The sequence below is a fragment of the Flavobacterium branchiicola genome, from assembly GCF_018383905.1.
GTDB lineage: Bacteria > Bacteroidota > Bacteroidia > Flavobacteriales > Flavobacteriaceae > Flavobacterium > Flavobacterium branchiicola.
Map to the genome: position 1 here is coordinate 126,774 of NZ_JAGYWA010000001.1, position 19,028 is coordinate 145,801.

General features: G+C 33.7%; 18 protein-coding genes and 2 tRNA genes. 7 read left to right on the forward strand and 13 right to left on the reverse strand.

What is annotated here, in order from left to right; genetic code table 11:
* The first annotated feature begins 48 nt into the window (after positions 1 to 48).
* From KHA98_RS00535 to KHA98_RS00545, 3 genes are all read left to right on the forward strand, one after another.
* Positions 49 to 462, forward strand: a complete 414-nt coding sequence (locus KHA98_RS00535) for an RrF2 family transcriptional regulator (RefSeq protein ID WP_213254306.1) — start codon at positions 49 to 51, stop codon at positions 460 to 462.
* A gap of 249 nt (positions 463 to 711) precedes the next feature.
* Positions 712 to 3,258, forward strand: a complete 2,547-nt coding sequence (locus KHA98_RS00540) for a TonB-dependent receptor (protein WP_213254307.1) — start codon at positions 712 to 714, stop codon at positions 3,256 to 3,258.
* Positions 3,259 to 3,423: 165 nt separating this feature from the next.
* Positions 3,424 to 4,161: a DUF2490 domain-containing protein gene (locus tag KHA98_RS00545; protein ID WP_213254309.1), complete on the forward strand. Its 738-nt coding sequence runs from the start codon at positions 3,424 to 3,426 to the stop codon at positions 4,159 to 4,161.
* A gap of 88 nt (positions 4,162 to 4,249) precedes the next feature.
* On the opposite strand, the gene KHA98_RS00550 is transcribed toward KHA98_RS00545, so the two are convergent.
* The 4 genes from KHA98_RS00550 to era form a co-directional block, all read right to left on the reverse strand.
* The gene (locus KHA98_RS00550; RefSeq protein ID WP_213254310.1) at positions 4,250 to 7,003 is read right to left on the reverse strand and encodes an outer membrane beta-barrel protein; all 2,754 of its coding nucleotides are present in this window, start codon (positions 7,001 to 7,003) and stop codon (positions 4,250 to 4,252) included.
* A gap of 123 nt (positions 7,004 to 7,126) precedes the next feature.
* Entirely contained in the window at positions 7,127 to 8,437 is a 1,311-nt protein-coding gene (gene der / locus KHA98_RS00555; RefSeq protein ID WP_213254312.1) for a ribosome biogenesis GTPase Der, read from the reverse strand.
* 304 nt (positions 8,438 to 8,741) lie between these two features.
* Positions 8,742 to 9,335, reverse strand: coding sequence for a CHAP domain-containing protein (locus KHA98_RS00560; RefSeq protein ID WP_213254314.1), 594 nt, complete (start codon positions 9,333 to 9,335; stop codon positions 8,742 to 8,744).
* Positions 9,336 to 9,470: 135 nt separating this feature from the next.
* Positions 9,471 to 10,352: a GTPase Era gene (era, locus tag KHA98_RS00565; protein ID WP_213254316.1), complete on the reverse strand. Its 882-nt coding sequence runs from the start codon at positions 10,350 to 10,352 to the stop codon at positions 9,471 to 9,473.
* A 116-nt stretch (positions 10,353 to 10,468) separates the two neighbouring features.
* Between era and KHA98_RS00570 the strand changes: the two genes are divergently transcribed.
* Positions 10,469 to 10,541, forward strand: a tRNA-Met gene (locus KHA98_RS00570).
* A 279-nt stretch (positions 10,542 to 10,820) separates the two neighbouring features.
* A complete protein-coding gene (locus KHA98_RS00575) occupies positions 10,821 to 11,516 on the forward strand; it encodes a pseudouridine synthase (RefSeq protein ID WP_213254318.1) in 696 nt (231 codons plus the stop codon).
* A gap of 173 nt (positions 11,517 to 11,689) precedes the next feature.
* Here KHA98_RS00575 and KHA98_RS00580 read toward each other — a convergent pair whose 3' ends face one another.
* Positions 11,690 to 12,502, reverse strand: a complete 813-nt coding sequence (locus KHA98_RS00580) for a formylglycine-generating enzyme family protein (RefSeq protein WP_213254320.1) — start codon at positions 12,500 to 12,502, stop codon at positions 11,690 to 11,692.
* Positions 12,503 to 12,737: 235 nt separating this feature from the next.
* Here KHA98_RS00580 and KHA98_RS00585 point away from each other — a divergent pair, with 235 nt between their 5' ends.
* Entirely contained in the window at positions 12,738 to 13,238 is a 501-nt protein-coding gene (locus KHA98_RS00585) for a GNAT family N-acetyltransferase (protein WP_213254322.1), read from the forward strand.
* A 523-nt stretch (positions 13,239 to 13,761) separates the two neighbouring features.
* Positions 13,762 to 13,833, forward strand: a tRNA-Glu gene (locus KHA98_RS00590).
* 49 nt (positions 13,834 to 13,882) lie between these two features.
* Here KHA98_RS00590 and KHA98_RS00595 read toward each other — a convergent pair.
* The 8 genes from KHA98_RS00595 to KHA98_RS00630 form a co-directional block, all read right to left on the reverse strand.
* Entirely contained in the window at positions 13,883 to 14,203 is a 321-nt protein-coding gene (locus KHA98_RS00595; protein WP_213254325.1) for a hypothetical protein, read from the reverse strand.
* Between the two features lie 442 nt (positions 14,204 to 14,645).
* Entirely contained in the window at positions 14,646 to 15,029 is a 384-nt protein-coding gene (locus KHA98_RS00600; protein ID WP_213254327.1) for a hypothetical protein, read from the reverse strand.
* 187 nt (positions 15,030 to 15,216) lie between these two features.
* The gene (locus KHA98_RS00605) at positions 15,217 to 15,816 is read right to left on the reverse strand and encodes an REP-associated tyrosine transposase (RefSeq protein ID WP_213254329.1); all 600 of its coding nucleotides are present in this window, start codon (positions 15,814 to 15,816) and stop codon (positions 15,217 to 15,219) included.
* A 293-nt stretch (positions 15,817 to 16,109) separates the two neighbouring features.
* Entirely contained in the window at positions 16,110 to 16,511 is a 402-nt protein-coding gene (locus KHA98_RS00610) for a hypothetical protein (RefSeq protein ID WP_213254331.1), read from the reverse strand.
* A gap of 5 nt (positions 16,512 to 16,516) precedes the next feature.
* Complete coding sequence (locus KHA98_RS00615) at positions 16,517 to 16,813, reverse strand: hypothetical protein (RefSeq protein WP_213254333.1); 297 nt, start codon at positions 16,811 to 16,813, stop codon at positions 16,517 to 16,519.
* 288 nt (positions 16,814 to 17,101) lie between these two features.
* The gene (locus KHA98_RS00620; protein WP_317192560.1) at positions 17,102 to 17,488 is read right to left on the reverse strand and encodes an RHS repeat domain-containing protein; all 387 of its coding nucleotides are present in this window, start codon (positions 17,486 to 17,488) and stop codon (positions 17,102 to 17,104) included.
* 208 nt (positions 17,489 to 17,696) lie between these two features.
* Positions 17,697 to 18,002, reverse strand: a complete 306-nt coding sequence (locus KHA98_RS00625; protein WP_213254335.1) for a hypothetical protein — start codon at positions 18,000 to 18,002, stop codon at positions 17,697 to 17,699.
* A gap of 245 nt (positions 18,003 to 18,247) precedes the next feature.
* On the reverse strand, positions 18,248 to 18,961 hold the full coding sequence (locus KHA98_RS00630) for a leucine-rich repeat domain-containing protein (RefSeq protein WP_213254337.1): 714 nt from the start codon (positions 18,959 to 18,961) through the stop codon (positions 18,248 to 18,250).
* Between the last annotated feature and the right edge of the window lie 67 nt (positions 18,962 to 19,028).

The following is a 19,028-nucleotide window of genomic DNA, read 5'->3' on the forward strand; positions in this document are numbered from 1 at the left end:
ACTTTAATTTATTTTCATACTTTTACAATTCATAATTAAAAATAGTAGATGTTATCACATAAAGCAAAATACGCCCTTAAGGCCTTACTTTATTTAGCTGAACAAGACGAAAATCACATTTCCAGAACTGTGGAAATTGCTGATGGTGCTAATATTCCTAAAAAGTTTTTGGAACAAATTTTATTAGACCTAAAACGTGGACGTTTTGTGAGCAGCAAGCAAGGAAAATTTGGCGGTTATTATCTGATAAAATCCAAAAATGAGATTACTTTGGCAGAAATTCACCGATTATTTGACGGTGCAATTGCACTTTTGCCATGCGCTTCTTTAAATTTTTACGAGCCTTGCTCTGATTGCAAAACCGAGTCTGAATGCAGTCTGCGTCACGGTTTGATGCTTATTAGAGACAAAACTTTAAAGGCTATGGAAGGCATCACAATAGCTTCATTAGTGAAGAAATAAAAAAATATTTTTTAATTCCTAGTAAATCTATAGAATTAATACATATATTTGCCAAAAATAATTAACAAACCATTTACAAAATTTTAACCCATGAAAGAACATTCTAGTCCATCAGGTGTGGCAAATCTTTTGCAAAGAAACTTAAATAAGCAATTCACAAACGTGAAAAACAATTCATTTGGAATGTGTATGTGTTGGTAAAAAAAATTTATTTTTAAACTCTACTAATCACATATACTTAATATAAAAATGAAAAATTCTATAAAAAATATACTTACAATACTAGCCTTCTTAATATTCTCAATCTCATTTGCACAGAACATCGAAGGTGTAGTTAAAACCAGTGAAAATACACCTTTAGAAGCTGCTAATGTTGTTATAAAAGGAACTACTTCAAATACTACCACAGATGCAAACGGAAAGTTTAGCATTGATTCAAGAGGAAAACTTCCAATAACACTTTTGGTACAATACGTAGGTTACAAAACTACAGAGTTGGAACTTAATGATTTGCCAACGGCACCATTACAAGTAACGCTTAATGAAGAAAACGAACTTGTTGAAGTTGTCGTTTCTTCCCGACGCAGAATTGAAAAAGTTCAGGATGTGCCAATCGCAATTTCTGTTATTACAGGTAAACAAGCAGAGCAAACAGGAGCTTTCAACGTAAACCGTATTAAAGAGCTTGTTCCATCTGTTCAGTTATATTCATCAAATCCAAGAAATACGGGAATTAACATTCGTAGTTTAGGTTCTCCATTCGGATTAACAAATGACGGAATTGACCCAGGTGTTGGTTTCTATGTTGATGGAGTTTATTATGCACGTCCGGCTGCCACAACTTTAGATTTTATCGATGTAGAACAAATCGAAGTATTACGCGGACCACAAGGTTCTTTATTTGGAAAAAATACCACTTCAGGAGCTTTTAATATCACGACAAGAAAACCAAGTTTTACTACAGGTGCAGATTTTGAAGTAAGCTACGGAAACTATAATTTTCTACAGGCCAAAGCATCTGTTACTGGAGCTTTAGGCAAAAAAGTAGCTGGTCGTATCTCTTTTTCAGGAACTCAAAGAGATGGTTTAATTGACAATATTGCTACAGGAAGACCAACAAATACATTAAATAATCAAGGGATTAGAGGACAATTACTTTGGACTCCGACTGTAAACACAAATGTTATTTTAGCTGCTGATATTACAACACAGCGTCCTGACGGATATGCGCAGGTTGTTGCTGGTGTTGCACCAACACAAAGAGCTGCTTATCGCCAGTTTGATGCCATTATTAAAGATTTAAATTATCAACTGCCAAGTCAAAATGCTTTCGACCGAAAAATAGATCACGATACCCCATGGCGTTCCGGACAAGACATGGGAGGTATCTCTTTGAATGTTGATACCAAAATTGGCGGAGGAACACTTACGTCAACAACAGCTTGGCGTTTTTGGAACTGGGATCCGTCAAATGACAGAGATTTTACAGGATTACAGGTTTTAGCTAAATCTCAAAACCCAACAAGACAAACACAAATAACTCAGGAAGTTCGTTACGCGGGTCAGATTACTTCAAAAATTAGCGGAGTTGCTGGTGTATTCTTTATTGATCAAACATCACAAACAGACGGTACAGAAGAATCCGGAAATGCACAATGGAGATTCTCTCAAAGCTCAACAAGCCCTTTATGGAAAACTCCGGGACTTTTTGAAGGATATGGTATCAAAACCGATGCCAACATCAGAGCTTCAAGTGCGGCAGTTTTTGGACAAATTGACTGGGCGATTACAGAGCGTTTCCACGTTTTACCAGGTTTGAGATATAATTTCGACAAGAAAGATGCTCACTACAGCCGTACAACTTACGGAGGTTTACAAACTACAGATCCGGCATTGCTGGCTTTGAAAAAATCGGTTTACTCTGATCAGGCATTTGATTCAGACACAGACAAAACAGATTTTTCAGGAAATATTACACTTACTTACAAAGCATCAGACAGAATTAATGCTTATGCTACTTTTGCAAAAAGCTACAAACCGGTTGGGGTAAACGTTGCAGGACTTCCGTCTGATTCTAAAGGTCAGCCGCTACTTGATCTTGCTGTAATTAAACCAGAAAAAGTATATCACTATGAGTTTGGAATAAAAACTTCACCATTCAAAAATTCGATCTTCAATTTGGCATTCTTTAATACAGATATCAAAGATTTCCAAACCAACGTTCAGGCAGCTGAATTGGGTGTAAACCGTGGATATCTAGCAAATGCTGATAAAGTACGTGTAAGAGGTGCTGAACTAGATGCGAGTTTTGTTGTCAATACACATTTAACTATAAATGCTGCTGCAACTTATACAGATGGTAAATATGTGAAATTTACAAATGCACCACTTCCGTTGGAAGAAACGGGAGCTCCGGTAGCTTTTAAAGATGTTTCAGGAACTGATTTACCGGGTGCATCAAGATGGGCAGGATCATTGGGAGGTGAACTTTCTAATAAAGCACAATTCTTCGGAAATTCAGGAAAAGTATTCCTTGCAATTGATTCTTATGCACGTTCAGAATTTTCATCAAGCCCTTCGGCTTCAAAATATTTAGTGGTACCGGGTTATGCAATTTTTAATGCACGTTTAGGTTTCCGCGCTTCACAAGGGTTATCTGTTCACTTCTGGGGACGTAACTTATTGAACAAAGATTATTACGAACAATTATTGCCTGCCGGTGGGAACGCAGGACAATATGCTGGTGTAATTGGTGACCAGAGAACTTACGGAGTTACTTTAAAGTATTCTCTGTAAGTAGTTAAATTAGTTAGTTTAAGTCATGAAACGAGATTCATTGTAAGAATGGATCTCGTTTTCTTGCGTTGAATTGAAATCACAAATTAATTTTTTAAACCTATTTTATTTTTCCCAAAACCCGTAACATTTATATAAATTCGCAGCTTGAATTTATAGGGTTAAATGAAAATTCTCAAATTACTATTTTTACTAGGTTTAGTAAGTCCTTTTTTATCGGCACAAAATGTCAGGAAAACAGATCAGCAAACACTGGCCTGGATTCGTTATTACAACATTTTACCTTTATCTGAAAAATGGGCGTTGCATTCCGAATTTGATAATCGTGCTTTTTTAGATCCGGTGCATGAAAATTTATTTGTAATAAGAGTTCAGGGAAGATATCGCGCTACTAAATTGGTAGATTTAGGCGGAGGTTTTGCCTATTTTAATGTCAATACACAAAACCCAAATATCGATCCCGATTATTCAATTCCGGAATATCGGGCGCAACAGGATGTTACTTTAATAAATGACATTGCTAAAATTACTTTCCACAATCGTTTTCAGCTTGAAGAACGTTTTATTCAGAAAGCTAATAAAACCGAATTGCTTGATGATTTTTCCTTTGCTTTTAGATTTCGTTACAGATTACAATCGACTTTTGATCTTTGGAAAAAAGAAAACAGAAGCCTAAAAGGAACTATTTCTGATGAAGTTATGTTCAATTTTGGAAAAGACAACAAACGAAATACCTTTGATCAAAATAGATTTTACATAGCGCTTCGTTATCATTTTAATCCCAACATAGGACTGGAATTAGGTTATCTGAAAAACTTTCAGAGACGCGCCAGTGGTATCGACTTTTATGATCGTGATATTATTCGCTTTACAATTTATCACAGAATAAATCGAAAGTTTTAAGTGATAAAAAAGCAAATGAAATTTTAATTAAGACTTTCAATTTTAAAACCTTAGAACCTTAGAATCTTAGCAACTTAGAAGCTTAAAATTAAAACTCCCTCTGTCTCTTCTTACCTCCTTTTTCATTTCCTGCAAAGTTTCCAATTTTATAAGCAAGCGAAAACATTACGTAACGCTTTAAAACTGTATTTTCTTCATCCCGAATTGAGGTTGCTGAGATAGTTCTTGTCGCACTTTGATTTTGATTCAGAACATCATAAACCTTAATTTTTGCGTAGAGTTTTTTGTCTAAAAAACCATAGGACAAACTCGTATTCCACAGATAAAAGTCTTTTTTGAAATCGCTCGAAATATTCGAATTATAAGTATATCCAAAATCATTTCCGAAAATAAATTTATCAGGCCAATAACTTGTTGTTTGTAAATTAATCCTATGCACAACATTTGATGTCGCGTCACGGGTATAGTTTTCATACTGTGTTTCGTTGTATGATAAACTGTACGATGGTGCAATTACCAATAAATCTCCGTATTCATAAGACAAATATACTTTTGGTGTTACCGCTGTAGATTTTGCATTATACAAAACTGCATTTGTATATCCTTTATCAAAGTTGTAAGAGCCGTTTAAAGCCAAACCATATCGAAGTGTATGCGCATCTTTTTTAACCGATTGATTCCAGTTCCCTCCAACTGAAAAAGCATAAGTCCCCGATAAATTTACATAAGTTGTGGTTCTTTTTCCGCTATCGTCATAAAACGAAGTAGAGAAAATATCATTGCTGTAATATTCTCCTCTGGCAAATAAACTATATCCCGAACGGGTACGGAAATCAAAGTTTCTAAAATTAAAACTAGCCGAATTCTTTTCAATTGGCGTTAAGTTAGGGTTTCCGATAATGGTATTCAGTGGATTGCTCAAATTGGCAACAGGCAATAAAAGACTCGATGCAGGAAGCGCATTAGAATAATCGTATTTAAAAGACATATTTTTTGAGCGGCTAAATTTATATCTAAACTGAGCGCTGGCAAAAGGTAAAGCATATTTCTTATTTAAATCGGTTACTTTATCCAAATACAAAGCATGGTTATCATAATCGATAATTGAAGTTTTAGTATCCAGATTTACAGTAAATTTATTCTTCTGCAATGTGATTCCCACTTTTGGGCTAACCGAATTTTGTTTTGAAGTTGTATAGGTAGTCAAAGATTCATTTATATCGGTGTACGACTGATTTCCGGCATCAAAATCATACGTTTTTTGATCTTTAATTTCTCTTTGCCAGTCAAAATCAGAACCAAATCTTATGCGTAAAGAGTCTGTAATAGGCTCTGTGTATTCAATATCTAACGAATAAGCATCATTGGTATTATCATTTTTACTCTTTTGATTTCTTTCGTCGTTTGGCTTATTATCCTGATAAAATATTGTTTCCGAAAGGTTCAATGCATCCGTAATCGCATTTGAATTATTATTATCAAAAACAAAACTCAGATTACGGTTCTTTTTTTCAAAAGCCCTGTTAAAGTTCAGCGTGTTTGCAAAATTTGTCGTTGTATTTTCTCTTTTAGATGCGGCTGTACTTTCGTTTAAAGATGCTCCGTTTTCATCTTCTGAAAAACTCGAGGAAGCCGAATCACTGTTTACACGTGTCTGATTGAATTTTGGTGTAAAGACAATTCGGGTGTTAGGATCGAGTTTGTATTCGAACTCAAAATTGGCTTTATTTCCCGTATTTTCATTTCTGGTTTTAGAATCAGAAGAGGTCAAAATATTTCCCGTTGGTAAAAAACTTAACTGATCTGCTTTACTGTCGTTGTTGGTTATGGTGTTGGAGAAATTATAACTTCCTGACGCCGAAAAGTCTTTAAACCATTCATCGGAATAATTAATTCCGGCCAGATTAGATTGCGTAATTCCTTTTCCGCTGGTTGTATTATCGCGATTGGCATTGTTATTTCTTCCTCCGCCCATATTATCAAAAACATCATCCATAGAAAAACCAGTCGAATTAATGTTATTTGACGAAGCCAAAACACTAATCTTTTGATTGTTATTAAAAAAATTCAGCATCAGACTACTTTCATAACGATCATCAGAACCGTAACCTCCCAACATTTTTCCAAAAAAACCTTTGTTCTTCTTTTCGTCAATCGTAAAATTAATAGATGAATTATCAGAACTTGATTCTTGTTTTGCGAGTTCTTCTTTCTTGGTTTTAAAATCCGAAACCTGCACTTTTTTGATAATATCAGCTGGCATATTTTTTAGAAGAAGTGCGCCATCTTTATCAAAAAATGCTTTCCCATTGACTAAAAACTGCGTTACTTCCCTCCCATTTACAGTCACTTTTCCATCATTATCTACATCAACTCCGGGCAATTGTTTTAGCAAAGCCTCGACATTGGCATCGGGACGGAATTTATAAGACGAAGCATTAAACTCTAATGTATCTTTTTTGACTGTAATTGGAGCTGCTTCGGTTTTTATAATTACATTTTCTAATGCATTTACATTTTCAAGCATATAGAGTTTTCCAAAATCTTTGCTTTCCAGAATCTCTTTATTTTCTTCAACCAAAGGCTGATAGCCCATATAGTTGATTTTTAGAAAAACAGGTTTCTCTATCTTTTTGGTTTGAATTCTAAAAGTTCCGTTTTTATCTGTCGTTGCATATTCGATAACTGCAGAATCTTTTACGGTTGTAAAATAAACTGTAGCCATTTCGAGTGGTAACTGCGTATTTATGTCAATAACAGTTCCTTTAATAACGATATCATTTTGAGCTTTTGCTGCAAAGCAAAAAAGAAAAAACAGTAGAAACGAGAAGTATTTGGTCATAAAAAAGTTGGTTAGAAAATATTAGACCCAATAAAAAGCCAAAGGTTTAATCGTAAATCGAATATTAAAAATACAACTATTATAAAGCAAAAAAAAATCCCCGACTTAGCAGGGATTTCATTTTTATTTTTCTCTAATATAAATATCAATTGGCACTCCTGAAAAGTCCCAGTTTTCTCTAATTTTATTTTCAAGATATCTTTTATATGGTTCTTTAACATATTGTGGCATATTGGCAAAAAACACAAATTGAGGCGTTTGAGTTGGCAATTGCATACAATATTTAATTTTTACATATTTTCCTTTTGTTGCTGGTGGCGGATAAGCTTCGATTACTTTCAACATGTATTCGTTGAATTTTGAAGTCGCAATTCTTTGTTTTCTGTTTTCAAAAACCTGAACTGTAGCTTCAAGTGCTTTCAATAAACGTTGTTTTGTTAAAGCCGAAACGAATAAAATTGGCACATCTGTAAATGGCATTAATTCTTTCTTAATTTTCTCTTCGTAATCACGAGAAGACATGGTATCTTTTTCAACCAAATCCCATTTGTTTACCAGGATTACAACACCTTTACGGTTTTTTTCTGCCAACCAGAAAATACTCTGATCCTGACCTTCAAATCCGCGGGTTGCATCGATAACCAATATACAAATATCTGCATGCTCAATTGCTCTTACAGAACGCATTACAGAATAAAATTCTAAATCTTCCTTAACTTTTGCTTTACGACGAATACCAGCAGTATCTACCAGATTAAATTCAAAACCAAAACGGTCAAATTTTGTATCAATCGCATCACGAGTTGTTCCTGCAATATCGGTAACAATATAACGATCTTTACCAATTAAAGCATTGATAAAACTAGATTTACCTGCATTCGGACGCCCTACAACAGCAAAACGAGGCAATTCTTCTGTAACCTCAACTGGTTCTTTTTCCGGAAAAGCTTCAATTAAAGCATCTAATAAATCTCCGGTTCCGCTTCCTGAAATACTTGCGAAAGTATAATAATCTCCTAAACCAAGATTATAAAACTCAATCGCATCTTTTTCACGCATTGCGTTATCTACTTTGTTTACAGCCAATAAAACCGGTTTTGTTACTTTACGCAACAATTTGGCAACCGTTTCGTCCATTGGTGTAATACCTTCTTCTACATCAACAACAAAAATAATAACATCGGCTTCGTCGATAGCAAGTTCTACTTGTTTACGGATTTCACCTTCAAATACGTCATCAGATCCGCGAACGTATCCACCCGTATCAATCACAGAAAACTCTTTTCCGTTCCACTCGCTTTTACCATAGTTTCTATCACGGGTAACCCCAGATACTGAATCTACAATAGCTTCTCTTCTTTGTATCAGCCTATTAAAAAGGGTTGATTTCCCCACATTAGGTCTTCCTACTATCGCAACAATGTTATTACTCATTTTTTTGAATTTTAGATTTTAGATTTCAAATCTCAGATTCTTAATTTCTTAAGAACCTAATCACTTATAATCCAAAATGCTTTATTTAAATTTTTTGCAAAGGTAAGTAAAAAAGTCGCTAAGATGCTAAGTTTCTATCCCGATAGCTATCGGGACTAAGATTTTAATTGTTTTTCCAGCTATTTCGGGAGCTAATCCTGCTATCCGTTACAATCTTTTGTTCCGCTAAAGAAGCGTCACAAAAGGATTTCCACTACTATCAGGGCTAGGGCATCCCGGTTTCAGGAATATTTTCGCTAAAAATCTACCCTTTTCTCAACCAGCCTTGCAGCCTTTTATTCTCGATTTTATATTTTCCGTCGTGGTTTTCTAACGCAATTACTTCTCTCGAACTGCTAAATGGTCCGGGATTCTGCTGAATAATCTCAATTTCATTTTCAGAAACTTTAGAAATTATGGCGACGTGTCCAAATCTGTTTAAAACCGATCCTGAAAAAATGACCAAATCTCCTGTTTCAGGTTTCGATTTGCTTGAATTGGTGTATTGAATTAAACCACGTTTCAAATTCAAATCACCATCTTTTACTTTTGGGTCAAAAAAATCTTTGGCGTGACCGTATGCATCCGGCATTTTATGATTGTAATGTTCATAATAATATCGTTTTACAAACTCAACGCACTGGTATTTAAGACCTAAATTGTAATTATCTTTTGTAACGTTTCTTTCCAGAACATGGTCTACACCACCATTATAATATACTTTCACTCCATTTAAGCTATCCAGTATCTGTCCTATTTTATAGTCGCGATTTAGATTTGCTTTTTTTACAACTTTAATTCCCGCAAAACCCACAACCAAAACTGAAATTATCAGAAGAGTAATCTTTTTAATTTTCATTTATTCTATTTTAAAACTACTTTTCTTGCTAACTCTGTTTGCGTGAGGGATAGAAGTGGAAATCCTTTTGTGTAATGAAATGGAACAAAAGATTGCAACGTATAGCCCGACCCGGAGGGACACGCCCAAATAATATTACTGATTATAGCCGAATCGTTTTAACATATTGGCATTACTTCTCCAGTTTTTGTTGACTTTTACATAAAGTTCAATGTGAATTTGTTTCCCGAAGAATTTCTCTAAATCGGCACGGGCATCTGTTCCTACTTTTTTCAAAGCGGCACCTTTGTGACCAATAATGATTCCTTTTTGAGTATCGCGTTCCACCATAATTACCGAACGGATACGGATAATTTTTTCGTCTTCAAAAAATTCTTCTGTTACGATTTCAACCGCATACGGAATCTCTTTGCTGTAATTCAACAAGATTTTCTCACGGATGGTTTCATTTACGAAAAAACGTTCCGGTTTGTCTGTTAACTGATCTTTTGGGTAATAAGCCGGAGATTCTGGCAATAACTCAATAATACGTCCGAAAACTTCTGGTACATTGAAGTTCTGTAAAGCCGAAATTGGGAAAATTTCTGCATTTGGCACTTTTTCTTTCCAGAAAGCTACCTGAGTTTCTAATTGTTCCTGGTTTGAATTGTCGATTTTATTTAAAAGTAATAAAACCGGAATTTTAGCGTGAATGATTTTATTAAAGAAAGCTTCGTCTTTAAGATCCTGCTCGCCTATTTCGACCATATAAACTAAAATGTCTGCATCTTCAAAAGCCGATTTCACGAAGTTCATCATCGATTCCTGCATTTCATAAGCCGGTTTGATGATTCCGGGAGTATCCGACAAGACTAACTGAAAGTCTTCTCCGTTTACGATTCCTAAAATTCTATGACGTGTAGTTTGTGCTTTTGATGTAATGATCGACAATCGCTCTCCAACGAAAGCGTTCATTAATGTTGATTTTCCAACATTTGGATTTCCGATGATGTTTACGAAACCTGCTTTATGTGACATTTGTGAATAATTTATTTTGCAAAGGTAGTCATATCAAGTTAATACAGAAAATAAAACATTTTTTTAAGTTTTCGTTGGATTTCTCAAAAATCGGCGTATCTTTGCACCCGAAACATCGCGGGATAGAGCAGTAGGCAGCTCGTCGGGCTCATAACCCGAAGGTCACAGGTTCGAGTCCTGTTCCCGCTACTAAGACAAAAAGCTTCAGAGAAATCTGAAGCTTTTTTTGTTTTAACAGATTCGTAGGCACATATCCACCGCGGCGGACACAGGTTCGAGTCTTCGCGCGGCGAACTACTAAGACAAAGCTTCAGAGAAATCTGAAGCTTTTTTTTGCTTGTTTAGATTTACAGAATACTTCCAAATTAAGATTAGTAGTGCAAAGTCAAGAGACATTCGCACAGGTATTCAAAGAAATAAAATAAGTTATAAAAGTGATTTAATCGAAATCTCTTCTACTTTTGCCAAATGTTAGAAATTCTTTACCAGGACGAATATATCATAGCAATTAATAAACCAAGCGGATTACTGGTTCACAAATCATTTTATGCACGCGATGCAAAAGTGTATGCTATTCAGGAATTGAGAAATCAGATAGGTCAACACGTTTATCCTATTCATCGGTTAGACCGAAAAACATCTGGCGTCTTGTTATTTGCATTGGACGCAGCCGTTTTAAAAATTATGAATGATCGTTTTGCCACACGCGAAGTCGAAAAAAAATATTTGGCAATTTTACGTGGCTGGTCACCCGAAGAACTTACGATTGATTATGATTTAACCAATGATGATGACATTAAACAAAATGCAATAACCTACTTTCATCGCTTGCAAAAAGTCGAAATTGAGTTAGAATTTAACAACAAACCAACTTCAAGATATTGTCTGGTAGAAGCTATTCCCGAAACGGGACGTATGCACCAATTACGAAAACATTTCAAACATATTTTTCATCCCATTTTAGGAAGTCGTCCGCATGGTTGTAACAAACAAAATAAATTATGGCTAGAGAATTATGACCTGAAAGGAATGATGCTTCATGCACATCAATTAATTTTTAATCATCCAATAACAAATGAGCAACTAATCCTGAATGCAAAGATTAACGAAGAGTTTAGCAGAGTTGGCACTATTCTTAATCTGGATTTGAGTAAGTATAAATAGAATAATCCTCAAAAAAACGGGTTAGATATTTCAATACTTCCCACTAAAAACAACAAAACTTCAGAGAAATCTGGAGCTTTTTTTATTCTGAAAATTTGATTTTGATTTCAGCTTCGAAGTTAGAAGATATTCATAAAACTCTTCATAAAGACATTGCGATAAGTGAAGTCTTATTATTTATTTTTCGCAATCCTAAATCCAAAACCGTCATTTCGTGTGCTTATTGGAGATTGATATCTAACTTCAGGCATATGAATTCCGTATTCTAATGGTTTTCCATCTGCACCTTGGGTTTCGTAAAACCAACTAACACCTTTCGAGATTTTATACGACCCTTCTCCTTCTGTTGGCCCTTGTGGATTTTTTTTACTTACTAAACTATCCTTTTCGGGATTATACCAATCAGAAACCCATTCACCAACATTTCCAGTCATATCATAAATCCCCAATTCATTCGGCTTAAGAAGTCCAACTTTATGAAAAATGCCGTCTGAGTTTTCTTTTACCCAACCAATCTCAATTGGATTATTACTGCCACTATATTTGTAGTTTTTAGTTTTCTTACCTCCTTTAGCGGCATATTCCCATTCTGCTTCTGTTGGCAATCTTCCTCCTGCCCACTTTGCATACTCATTTGCTTCATCCCAAGTTGCAAGCATCGGATTTTCATCTATCCATTTATAATAGACTTTTACTCCGTGTGCATTTTCTATAGGTGCTTCAGGCATTTTTCTACTTGTGTTTTCACAAAACTCCCTAAACTGCTTAACCGTTATTTCATATTTGCTAATATAAAAATCATCAAGTTCGACCATGCGGTTTGGACTTGTAAAACCATTTATTGTATCACCTTTTGGAGTAATGATGATTTGATTTTTGCCTTGTTCAAAAGTCCCTCCATCTACAAAAACCCAGTCAATATTGTCTTCTTTACAGGAAGTAAATACCAAAAACGCCAGGGAGATTATAAATATTTGTATTTTCATAATGTCTTTTTAAAAATTACTATCAAATTTGTGGTAAACTACACACAAAGTTATCCAAATTTAATATCTGATTTTCGTTGTATTAATTTTAAAAAAAATACTTAACCCTATAAAGTTTGAAGAACAGAAAACTTGTACTATTTATTTTTTGTAAATTTGATTTTATCTGCAAATAAAAAAAATTTGCTAATAATTTTAGCAAAGAACTTCTAAATCATTTATCTAAAAACAATCAATGTCTACTCTTTATCAAAGCCCAAGAATAATTATTCGAGAATTTTTACCTCAGGAACAACAAACTTTTTTAGATCTTTTTAAAGATAATCAAGTTACACAATACCTCCCGGAAACTTCACCAGAAAGATATGTAGAAATGTTTCATGAATTACTTGAAAATTACGAAAAGAAAGATCTTAGTCGATGGGCAATATTTGACACTACAAATAATAATTTTATAGGAATGTGTGTCGCTCGTATTTTTGTACACAACACCAAGCAAATAGAGATTGGCTATGTACTTAGCCAGGAATATTGGGGAAAAGGTATTGCTACAGAAGTATGCAAGGCAATAACGCAATATAGTTTTGCAAACACAAACACTAAAGAAGTTGTTGCGATAACAGATCTCGATAATACCGGATCGCAAAACGTACTACAAAAAGCCGGATTTGAACGATTAAATAATTTAATGAGAAATGAAGAAGAGTTAGCCTATTTTAAAATAGAGCGAGTATAATATTTTAAATTGGGCAGGAATAAAAGGACGATATAACATCTAAAATTGTAAAGTTTTTAAATCATACCTATAAACGGTTCGAGAATTGACTTACAGACAAAGCCCCAGAGAAATCTGTGGCTTTTTTTGCTTTTTAAACAAACTTATCACCCCGTTTAGAAAATGTAATTCATCCTTTTGCTACTATTTTAGATAAAAATTCAGATTTAGCACAAATTCTCTCTGTGATAATATCGTAAAACAGACTCCAAACACATAAGATTATTCTTTAAAAAACAATATAACTTCATTTTTATTAAAAAATATTCACTTTAATCTAAAAAACAAAAAAGCTCTTTTTTTAGTTTCTACACATAAAACAACCAATTATTAATCAAACAAATACATTATCACTAACTCCATTTACCTGACTTCTGTTTTTTATAAATAGGAAGTTTTACTAGTAACTGCCAAAAAATTTTGTCGAAATTAGTTTGGTGTATTCTAAAAATAGTTGCATTTTTGCACCCGCAATAACAAAGCAGGCCCGTTCGTCTATCGGTTAGGACGCATGGTTTTCATCCATGTAAGAGCGGTTCGATTCCGCTACGGGCTACTAAGAAAAAGCTTCAGAGAAATCTGAAGCTTTTTTGTTTTATACCATTTCATGAAGCACTTTTTGCCGAAGGTGGAAGTTGATTAATAATATCCAACAACTCCATCTCGTCGCTGGTAAGCAACTGCAACGCCATTTCGAGCAAAAGCAATACATCCATTCCTGCTTCGGTTGGCTCTTCTTTTAATACACTAATACTTGATTTAAGCAAAGACGCAATCGTGAGGTTTAATTCGCTGCAAGAAGCTATTTTTACCCATACATTAAACGAGTTGTCGTTTTTAGGATCTGGTTTTAGTTTTTTAAAGTACTTTACTTTGTTTAATAATTCTACAAAATCTGTAACTGTTTCTCTTTTTTCTACTTCCATAATTTTTACTTTTTAATCATTAGATGTTGGTGCTGTATGTTAGATTCAACAACAGATATATTGTCAAACAAATACAGATGTAATTATCTTACAAAGTTATAAAGGATATAAATAAAAAAGAGGAACGTATTTGTCCAGTCATATACGTCTGTTAAAATTGCTTATCAGAGCGATTCGAGCAGTTTTTTTATAAAGTATTAGACAAGCTTATACGTATTAGCAAAGCTTTGAATGTTGAGATTTCGGAATTGTTTCGGGAAATATAAAAAAACTTCTTCAAGAAGTTAACGTAAAAAGTCGGGAGACTTTTATGAAGTTTAAATTTCAGTAGAGGTAAAAAAAATGCGCAAAGTCATAGACATTTGCGTAGCTTTTCAGTTGAACTCTTCGGAGAGCGGGTAAGAATTTCAAAATCTCATATCACTAACTTTGAAACACTACGTTATTTTCGAATTAATATTTCTGGTGGGACGTCCACATACAGTCCATCTTTACATTCCCATCTAAATTTAAAAATAGTATCTTTTTTTCGAATTTCGAAAACTAATTCTCCTTTCCTTTTTATAATCGTATCACCTTTTTTTATTTTTTCACTAAATATTGCCCACCATCGACTTTCTACTTCACATTTACATTCTTTTGTTTTATCAAGATTTTTACCTTCCACATTAAAATAAACAGAAGAAGGTGTTGGAGGAATATCAACAATCATTATACAATTTTCTTCTTTACGAATTTTTTCAAAAAACCCACAATCTGTTTTAATATCATCACATCCATTTAGTATGGATGAAAATATGGCAATTAAATATATTTTCTTTTTCATAATTTGGGTTCTAAAGTCCTATTTTTTTGCAATATCACTGAATTTAATAATTTCACCGGCTCTCCTAAGTGTTCTTATAGGGGCTGCGCAAACGTCTCCGACTTTGCGCTTTTTCACAAATATAATTTAAAATCGAAAATTTCTTTAAGTCTCTGACTTATTAACTAAACATCTTTCATAAAGAATTTTAATACTGATTATATTTAGTAAATGATGAAGAATCTAAAACATTGACAATTGGATTATCGACCTTTTCGATTTCCAGTAAACCTGTATTATTTACATAATTACCGGCACTAGAATATAGATAATCTGATGCTTTTGCTACAAGTCCGGCTCTTACTGGATTGAGATGTATATAATCTAGTTTACACCACATAAATTTGCTTGAGTATATTTCTTCGGCATGATTTCCGTATTGCCAAAATTGATATTGTTTATTTCGCTGATGTTTTTGTGCCGCTAACCGAAATCGATCCAATATCCATTCTCTACGGCTTTCTGGACTGTTTTGTATTTTGTCTAAAATAGATTTTGCAATAAACTTTTTAAAATCCCGTATTAAATCTGATAATTTTCCATCTTCAGATTGTACAATCAAGTGAATATGATTACTCATTATGACATAACCATACAAGATCATGCCTTTATTTTTTATGCAATAGTCAAAACAATCTATAACAGTGTCTCTATAAGCTTGACGTGTAAAAACATCTACCCAATCTACAATAGTCGCTGTAATAAAATGTGGCAATTTTTGGTCTCTTATTACGTAGCCTTCTTTCATATTTTGTTTTTTCTTACAAAAATATAAGATTTTACATATTTTTTTATGTTCTTCAAGAAGTTAACGCAAAAAGTCGGGAGACTTTTATGAAATTTAAATTTCAGTAGAGGTAAAAAAATTGCGCAAAGTCAGAGACATTTGCGCAGCTTTTCAGTTGAACTCTTCGGAGAGCGGGATATCACTACAGGTACATTTACGGCTATTCCGTAATAACATCATTACATGATAAATCAAAAGCCACTCCGTTATGGAATGGCTTTTTTGATTCTATTTTGGAGTATCAGAATTTTAATCTACTTCACAGATGATAAACATCTCTCTAAATCACTCACAAATTCTTCAACGTCAAAATTTTTCATTTTTTTATCGTTAAGAATTTCCTTAGACCACTTCAAGAACTCACTAGATAATATTTTACTTCTTTCTTCATTATTTGATTTAAAAAAAGGCTCAAACTCAATTTTTATCTCATATTCAATTGCTGGTTCTGTCCTGTATATTTTTAAAGGTCTTACCATAAAAAAGGGCTCGAATCCTTTAGATACGCAAATAAAACTACAATAAATTTTTTGCGTTTTAGCGTCATATTTCTTTTCATCAAAATATTTATTTAAAGTATTCTTTAAATCATCAGCTATTAATGTGTCTTCAAAGCTAAACTCTCTCGAAAACTGTGTTCCTATACTAAATTCCATAATTTTTATCTAAATATTTTATTTCCAGGTGGCAAACTTCCATGTAACATTGCATGTGCATATATCATAATTTTTTCTTGCACTTTTATTTCAACTTGATTTCCAAAAAATATAGGGAACATCTTTACACCACCTGGTACCATATCCTTTAATGTTTTATCCGAATATCTACTCATACCGCTAGATGTCTCACCATATTTCCATACATCACCTGCCTTCAAAGTTACTGTATTTCCTCGAACATCAAGATATTCTCCTGCTTGATTAACTCTTAATTCATAGGTAAAACCAGAAGGTTTCATTGTTTTATCTAAAATTTTCTTAATTTCATATGCTTGTTTAGCAGCTAATGCTCTATTGTCGTAAAGCCATACACCTGATGCTACACCATACCCGACTGGTATTAAAACATCATCTAAAGCTCCGACTCCCGTTACATCATCAGCGGCTAAAGCAACTGCAAATACACTAGCTGATTTAAATGCTCTATTATTGACCTTTTGTCCCTTAGCAGGAGGGTCAATTCCTTCCGTTGCATTTTCATCTGTCTTTTTATTTTCTTTCTTTTCACTTCCATCAGTGTTTAATCCTTAATTAGCCATGGCAGATTCAAAAGAACCACTTGCGTATTGTCCAGTTTGAAAATTATAATCACTCATTCCATCAGGGTCACTAAAGAAGACAGGATTATCTAGAGCATAAGCATATGGGCTAAATTTCCTTGAAAGCTCAGCTAGTGGGTCAATGTTCATCCAACGACCAAGTGCTGGGTCATAATTTCTTGCACCATAGTCATACAAATTCAACTGATTCCCTCCAATACTCTCGTCTTGGAGTTCCTTGCCGTTGTATTTATACTTATTATCAGTACCCGTCAAATCATTATACGCTTTATGTTTTAAACCAAAAGGATAATAATTGTTTTCCTCGATAATTTCAAGAACGTTTTGTGCATTTTTGGCATAACTTACACGTATGTTTCCTAGATGGTCTTTGTATTGAAATACATACGAAAGCGCACCATCTGTATTTTTAACATAACCCGCTCTCCAAAGAGTTCAACTGAAAAGCTGCGCAATCCCGAAAGCTTTAGGGAGTAACTTTGCGTCCTTTTAAATAAATATAAATTTAAAAAAAGACCGTCCCAAAAGGACGGTCTTTATAATTCTCAACTAAACTTAAAACTTACGCTCTAAATAAAGCATATTTATTGTAGTTAAACAAAACCCTGTCGTAAGGCACATACAGAGATGTAATTTTCTCTGATGTTTCATTAAACTGGATTCCGTTATATTTTCTAAACAAATAAATTTCTTTTAAGCAATTCGAAAGACTTTGGTGTATTTCACTGGTAAAAGTTGGTACTTTTTTGTCTCCAACCAAAAGATCTATTTGATAATTAGAACTACTTTTTGACAAGTTGTTACCAATGATTCGTAATGTAAATGTGGTTGCTTTTCCGTGTTGCTCGCCTTGATATTGTATTACCATGATCTTATTTTATTAAAAAAGGTTTGACTATTTTTTCATCGCTTCAATTTTCAAATTGAATACTAATTTAAAGTTATGAAAAAAAAGTAAAAGTGATTAAACTACACTTAAAATATTTTCTGTAAAGTTAAATAATGTCTTCCGATTAGACGTAAAAAAACCGCAACGAATTGCGGTTTTTAAACAATTAACTAAATATATTTAATCAACTTTTTTCAACGAGTAAAATTCATTCATAAGCACGATTAATTTACGGTAATATTTGCAGGTTCTTTTTCTTCGTTTACCTCCAGCAAAAACGGATTTCCATTCTCGTCAAACATGGTCATATTTAACGAATCTAATATTGTAAGGCTTTTTGAAACCGAACCTTTAAATTTATTATAAGACAAATTCATCTCAGACAAATTGTGCAATTTTTCAAGTTCTGCCGGAATCTCTCCTTCAAACCTATTATCAAACAAACTAAAATTTTGCAAAGCCTTAAAATTCTCCACTTCATTGCTCAGACTCCCTGATAATTTATTACTGTTTAAAAGTAAAACCTTTAATGTTGTAATACTATAAAACGAAGCAGGCAATGACCCTTCGATTTCATTATTAAACAAGGCAAGAGTTTCCAACTGGCTTAATTTGCCTATTTCCTCAGGCAATTGTCCTTGCAGTTTGTTTTTATGTAAATCGACCTCAATTAAATATACTAAATCACAAAATGTTGCCGGCAACTCCCCTTCCAGGTTGTTATCTGCCAAATTTAAGGCAACCACTTTTCCATTTTCGGCACGAACACCATACCAGGTTGAAACAGATTGGGATAAATCCCATTTTATTTTCCAGTTTGCACCGTTGGTTGTATAATATAATTTTATGAGAGCCTCTTTTTCTTTATCAGAAACTGCATCAGCTAAACAATTGCAGGAAAATGCAAAAATTAAAAAAAATGTGATAACGCTTTTCATAACAGATTTGGGATTTGTTATTATTCCAAAAGTAAGCATTTCGTAGCTATAATGCATATTATGTCGA

Excerpts from the sequence above, each read along its gene's own strand:
- KHA98_RS00535 (WP_213254306.1), top strand. The coding sequence starts at position 49 with ATGTTATCACATAAAGCAAAATACGCCCTTAAGGCCTTACTTTATTTA.
- KHA98_RS00540 (WP_213254307.1), top strand. The coding sequence starts at position 712 with ATGAAAAATTCTATAAAAAATATACTTACAATACTAGCCTTCTTAATA.
- KHA98_RS00545 (WP_213254309.1), top strand. The coding sequence starts at position 3,424 with ATGAAAATTCTCAAATTACTATTTTTACTAGGTTTAGTAAGTCCTTTT.
- KHA98_RS00550 (WP_213254310.1), bottom strand. The coding sequence starts at position 7,003 with ATGACCAAATACTTCTCGTTTCTACTGTTTTTTCTTTTTTGCTTTGCA.
- der (WP_213254312.1), bottom strand. The coding sequence starts at position 8,437 with ATGAGTAATAACATTGTTGCGATAGTAGGAAGACCTAATGTGGGGAAA.
- KHA98_RS00560 (WP_213254314.1), bottom strand. The coding sequence starts at position 9,335 with ATGAAAATTAAAAAGATTACTCTTCTGATAATTTCAGTTTTGGTTGTG.
- era (WP_213254316.1), bottom strand. The coding sequence starts at position 10,352 with ATGTCACATAAAGCAGGTTTCGTAAACATCATCGGAAATCCAAATGTT.
- KHA98_RS00575 (WP_213254318.1), top strand. The coding sequence starts at position 10,821 with ATGTTAGAAATTCTTTACCAGGACGAATATATCATAGCAATTAATAAA.
- KHA98_RS00580 (WP_213254320.1), bottom strand. The coding sequence starts at position 12,502 with ATGAAAATACAAATATTTATAATCTCCCTGGCGTTTTTGGTATTTACT.
- KHA98_RS00585 (WP_213254322.1), top strand. The coding sequence starts at position 12,738 with ATGTCTACTCTTTATCAAAGCCCAAGAATAATTATTCGAGAATTTTTA.
- KHA98_RS00595 (WP_213254325.1), bottom strand. The coding sequence starts at position 14,203 with ATGGAAGTAGAAAAAAGAGAAACAGTTACAGATTTTGTAGAATTATTA.
- KHA98_RS00600 (WP_213254327.1), bottom strand. The coding sequence starts at position 15,029 with ATGAAAAAGAAAATATATTTAATTGCCATATTTTCATCCATACTAAAT.
- KHA98_RS00605 (WP_213254329.1), bottom strand. The coding sequence starts at position 15,816 with ATGAAAGAAGGCTACGTAATAAGAGACCAAAAATTGCCACATTTTATT.
- KHA98_RS00610 (WP_213254331.1), bottom strand. The coding sequence starts at position 16,511 with ATGGAATTTAGTATAGGAACACAGTTTTCGAGAGAGTTTAGCTTTGAA.
- KHA98_RS00615 (WP_213254333.1), bottom strand. The coding sequence starts at position 16,813 with ATGAAACCTTCTGGTTTTACCTATGAATTAAGAGTTAATCAAGCAGGA.
- KHA98_RS00625 (WP_213254335.1), bottom strand. The coding sequence starts at position 18,002 with ATGGTAATACAATATCAAGGCGAGCAACACGGAAAAGCAACCACATTT.
- KHA98_RS00630 (WP_213254337.1), bottom strand. The coding sequence starts at position 18,961 with ATGAAAAGCGTTATCACATTTTTTTTAATTTTTGCATTTTCCTGCAAT.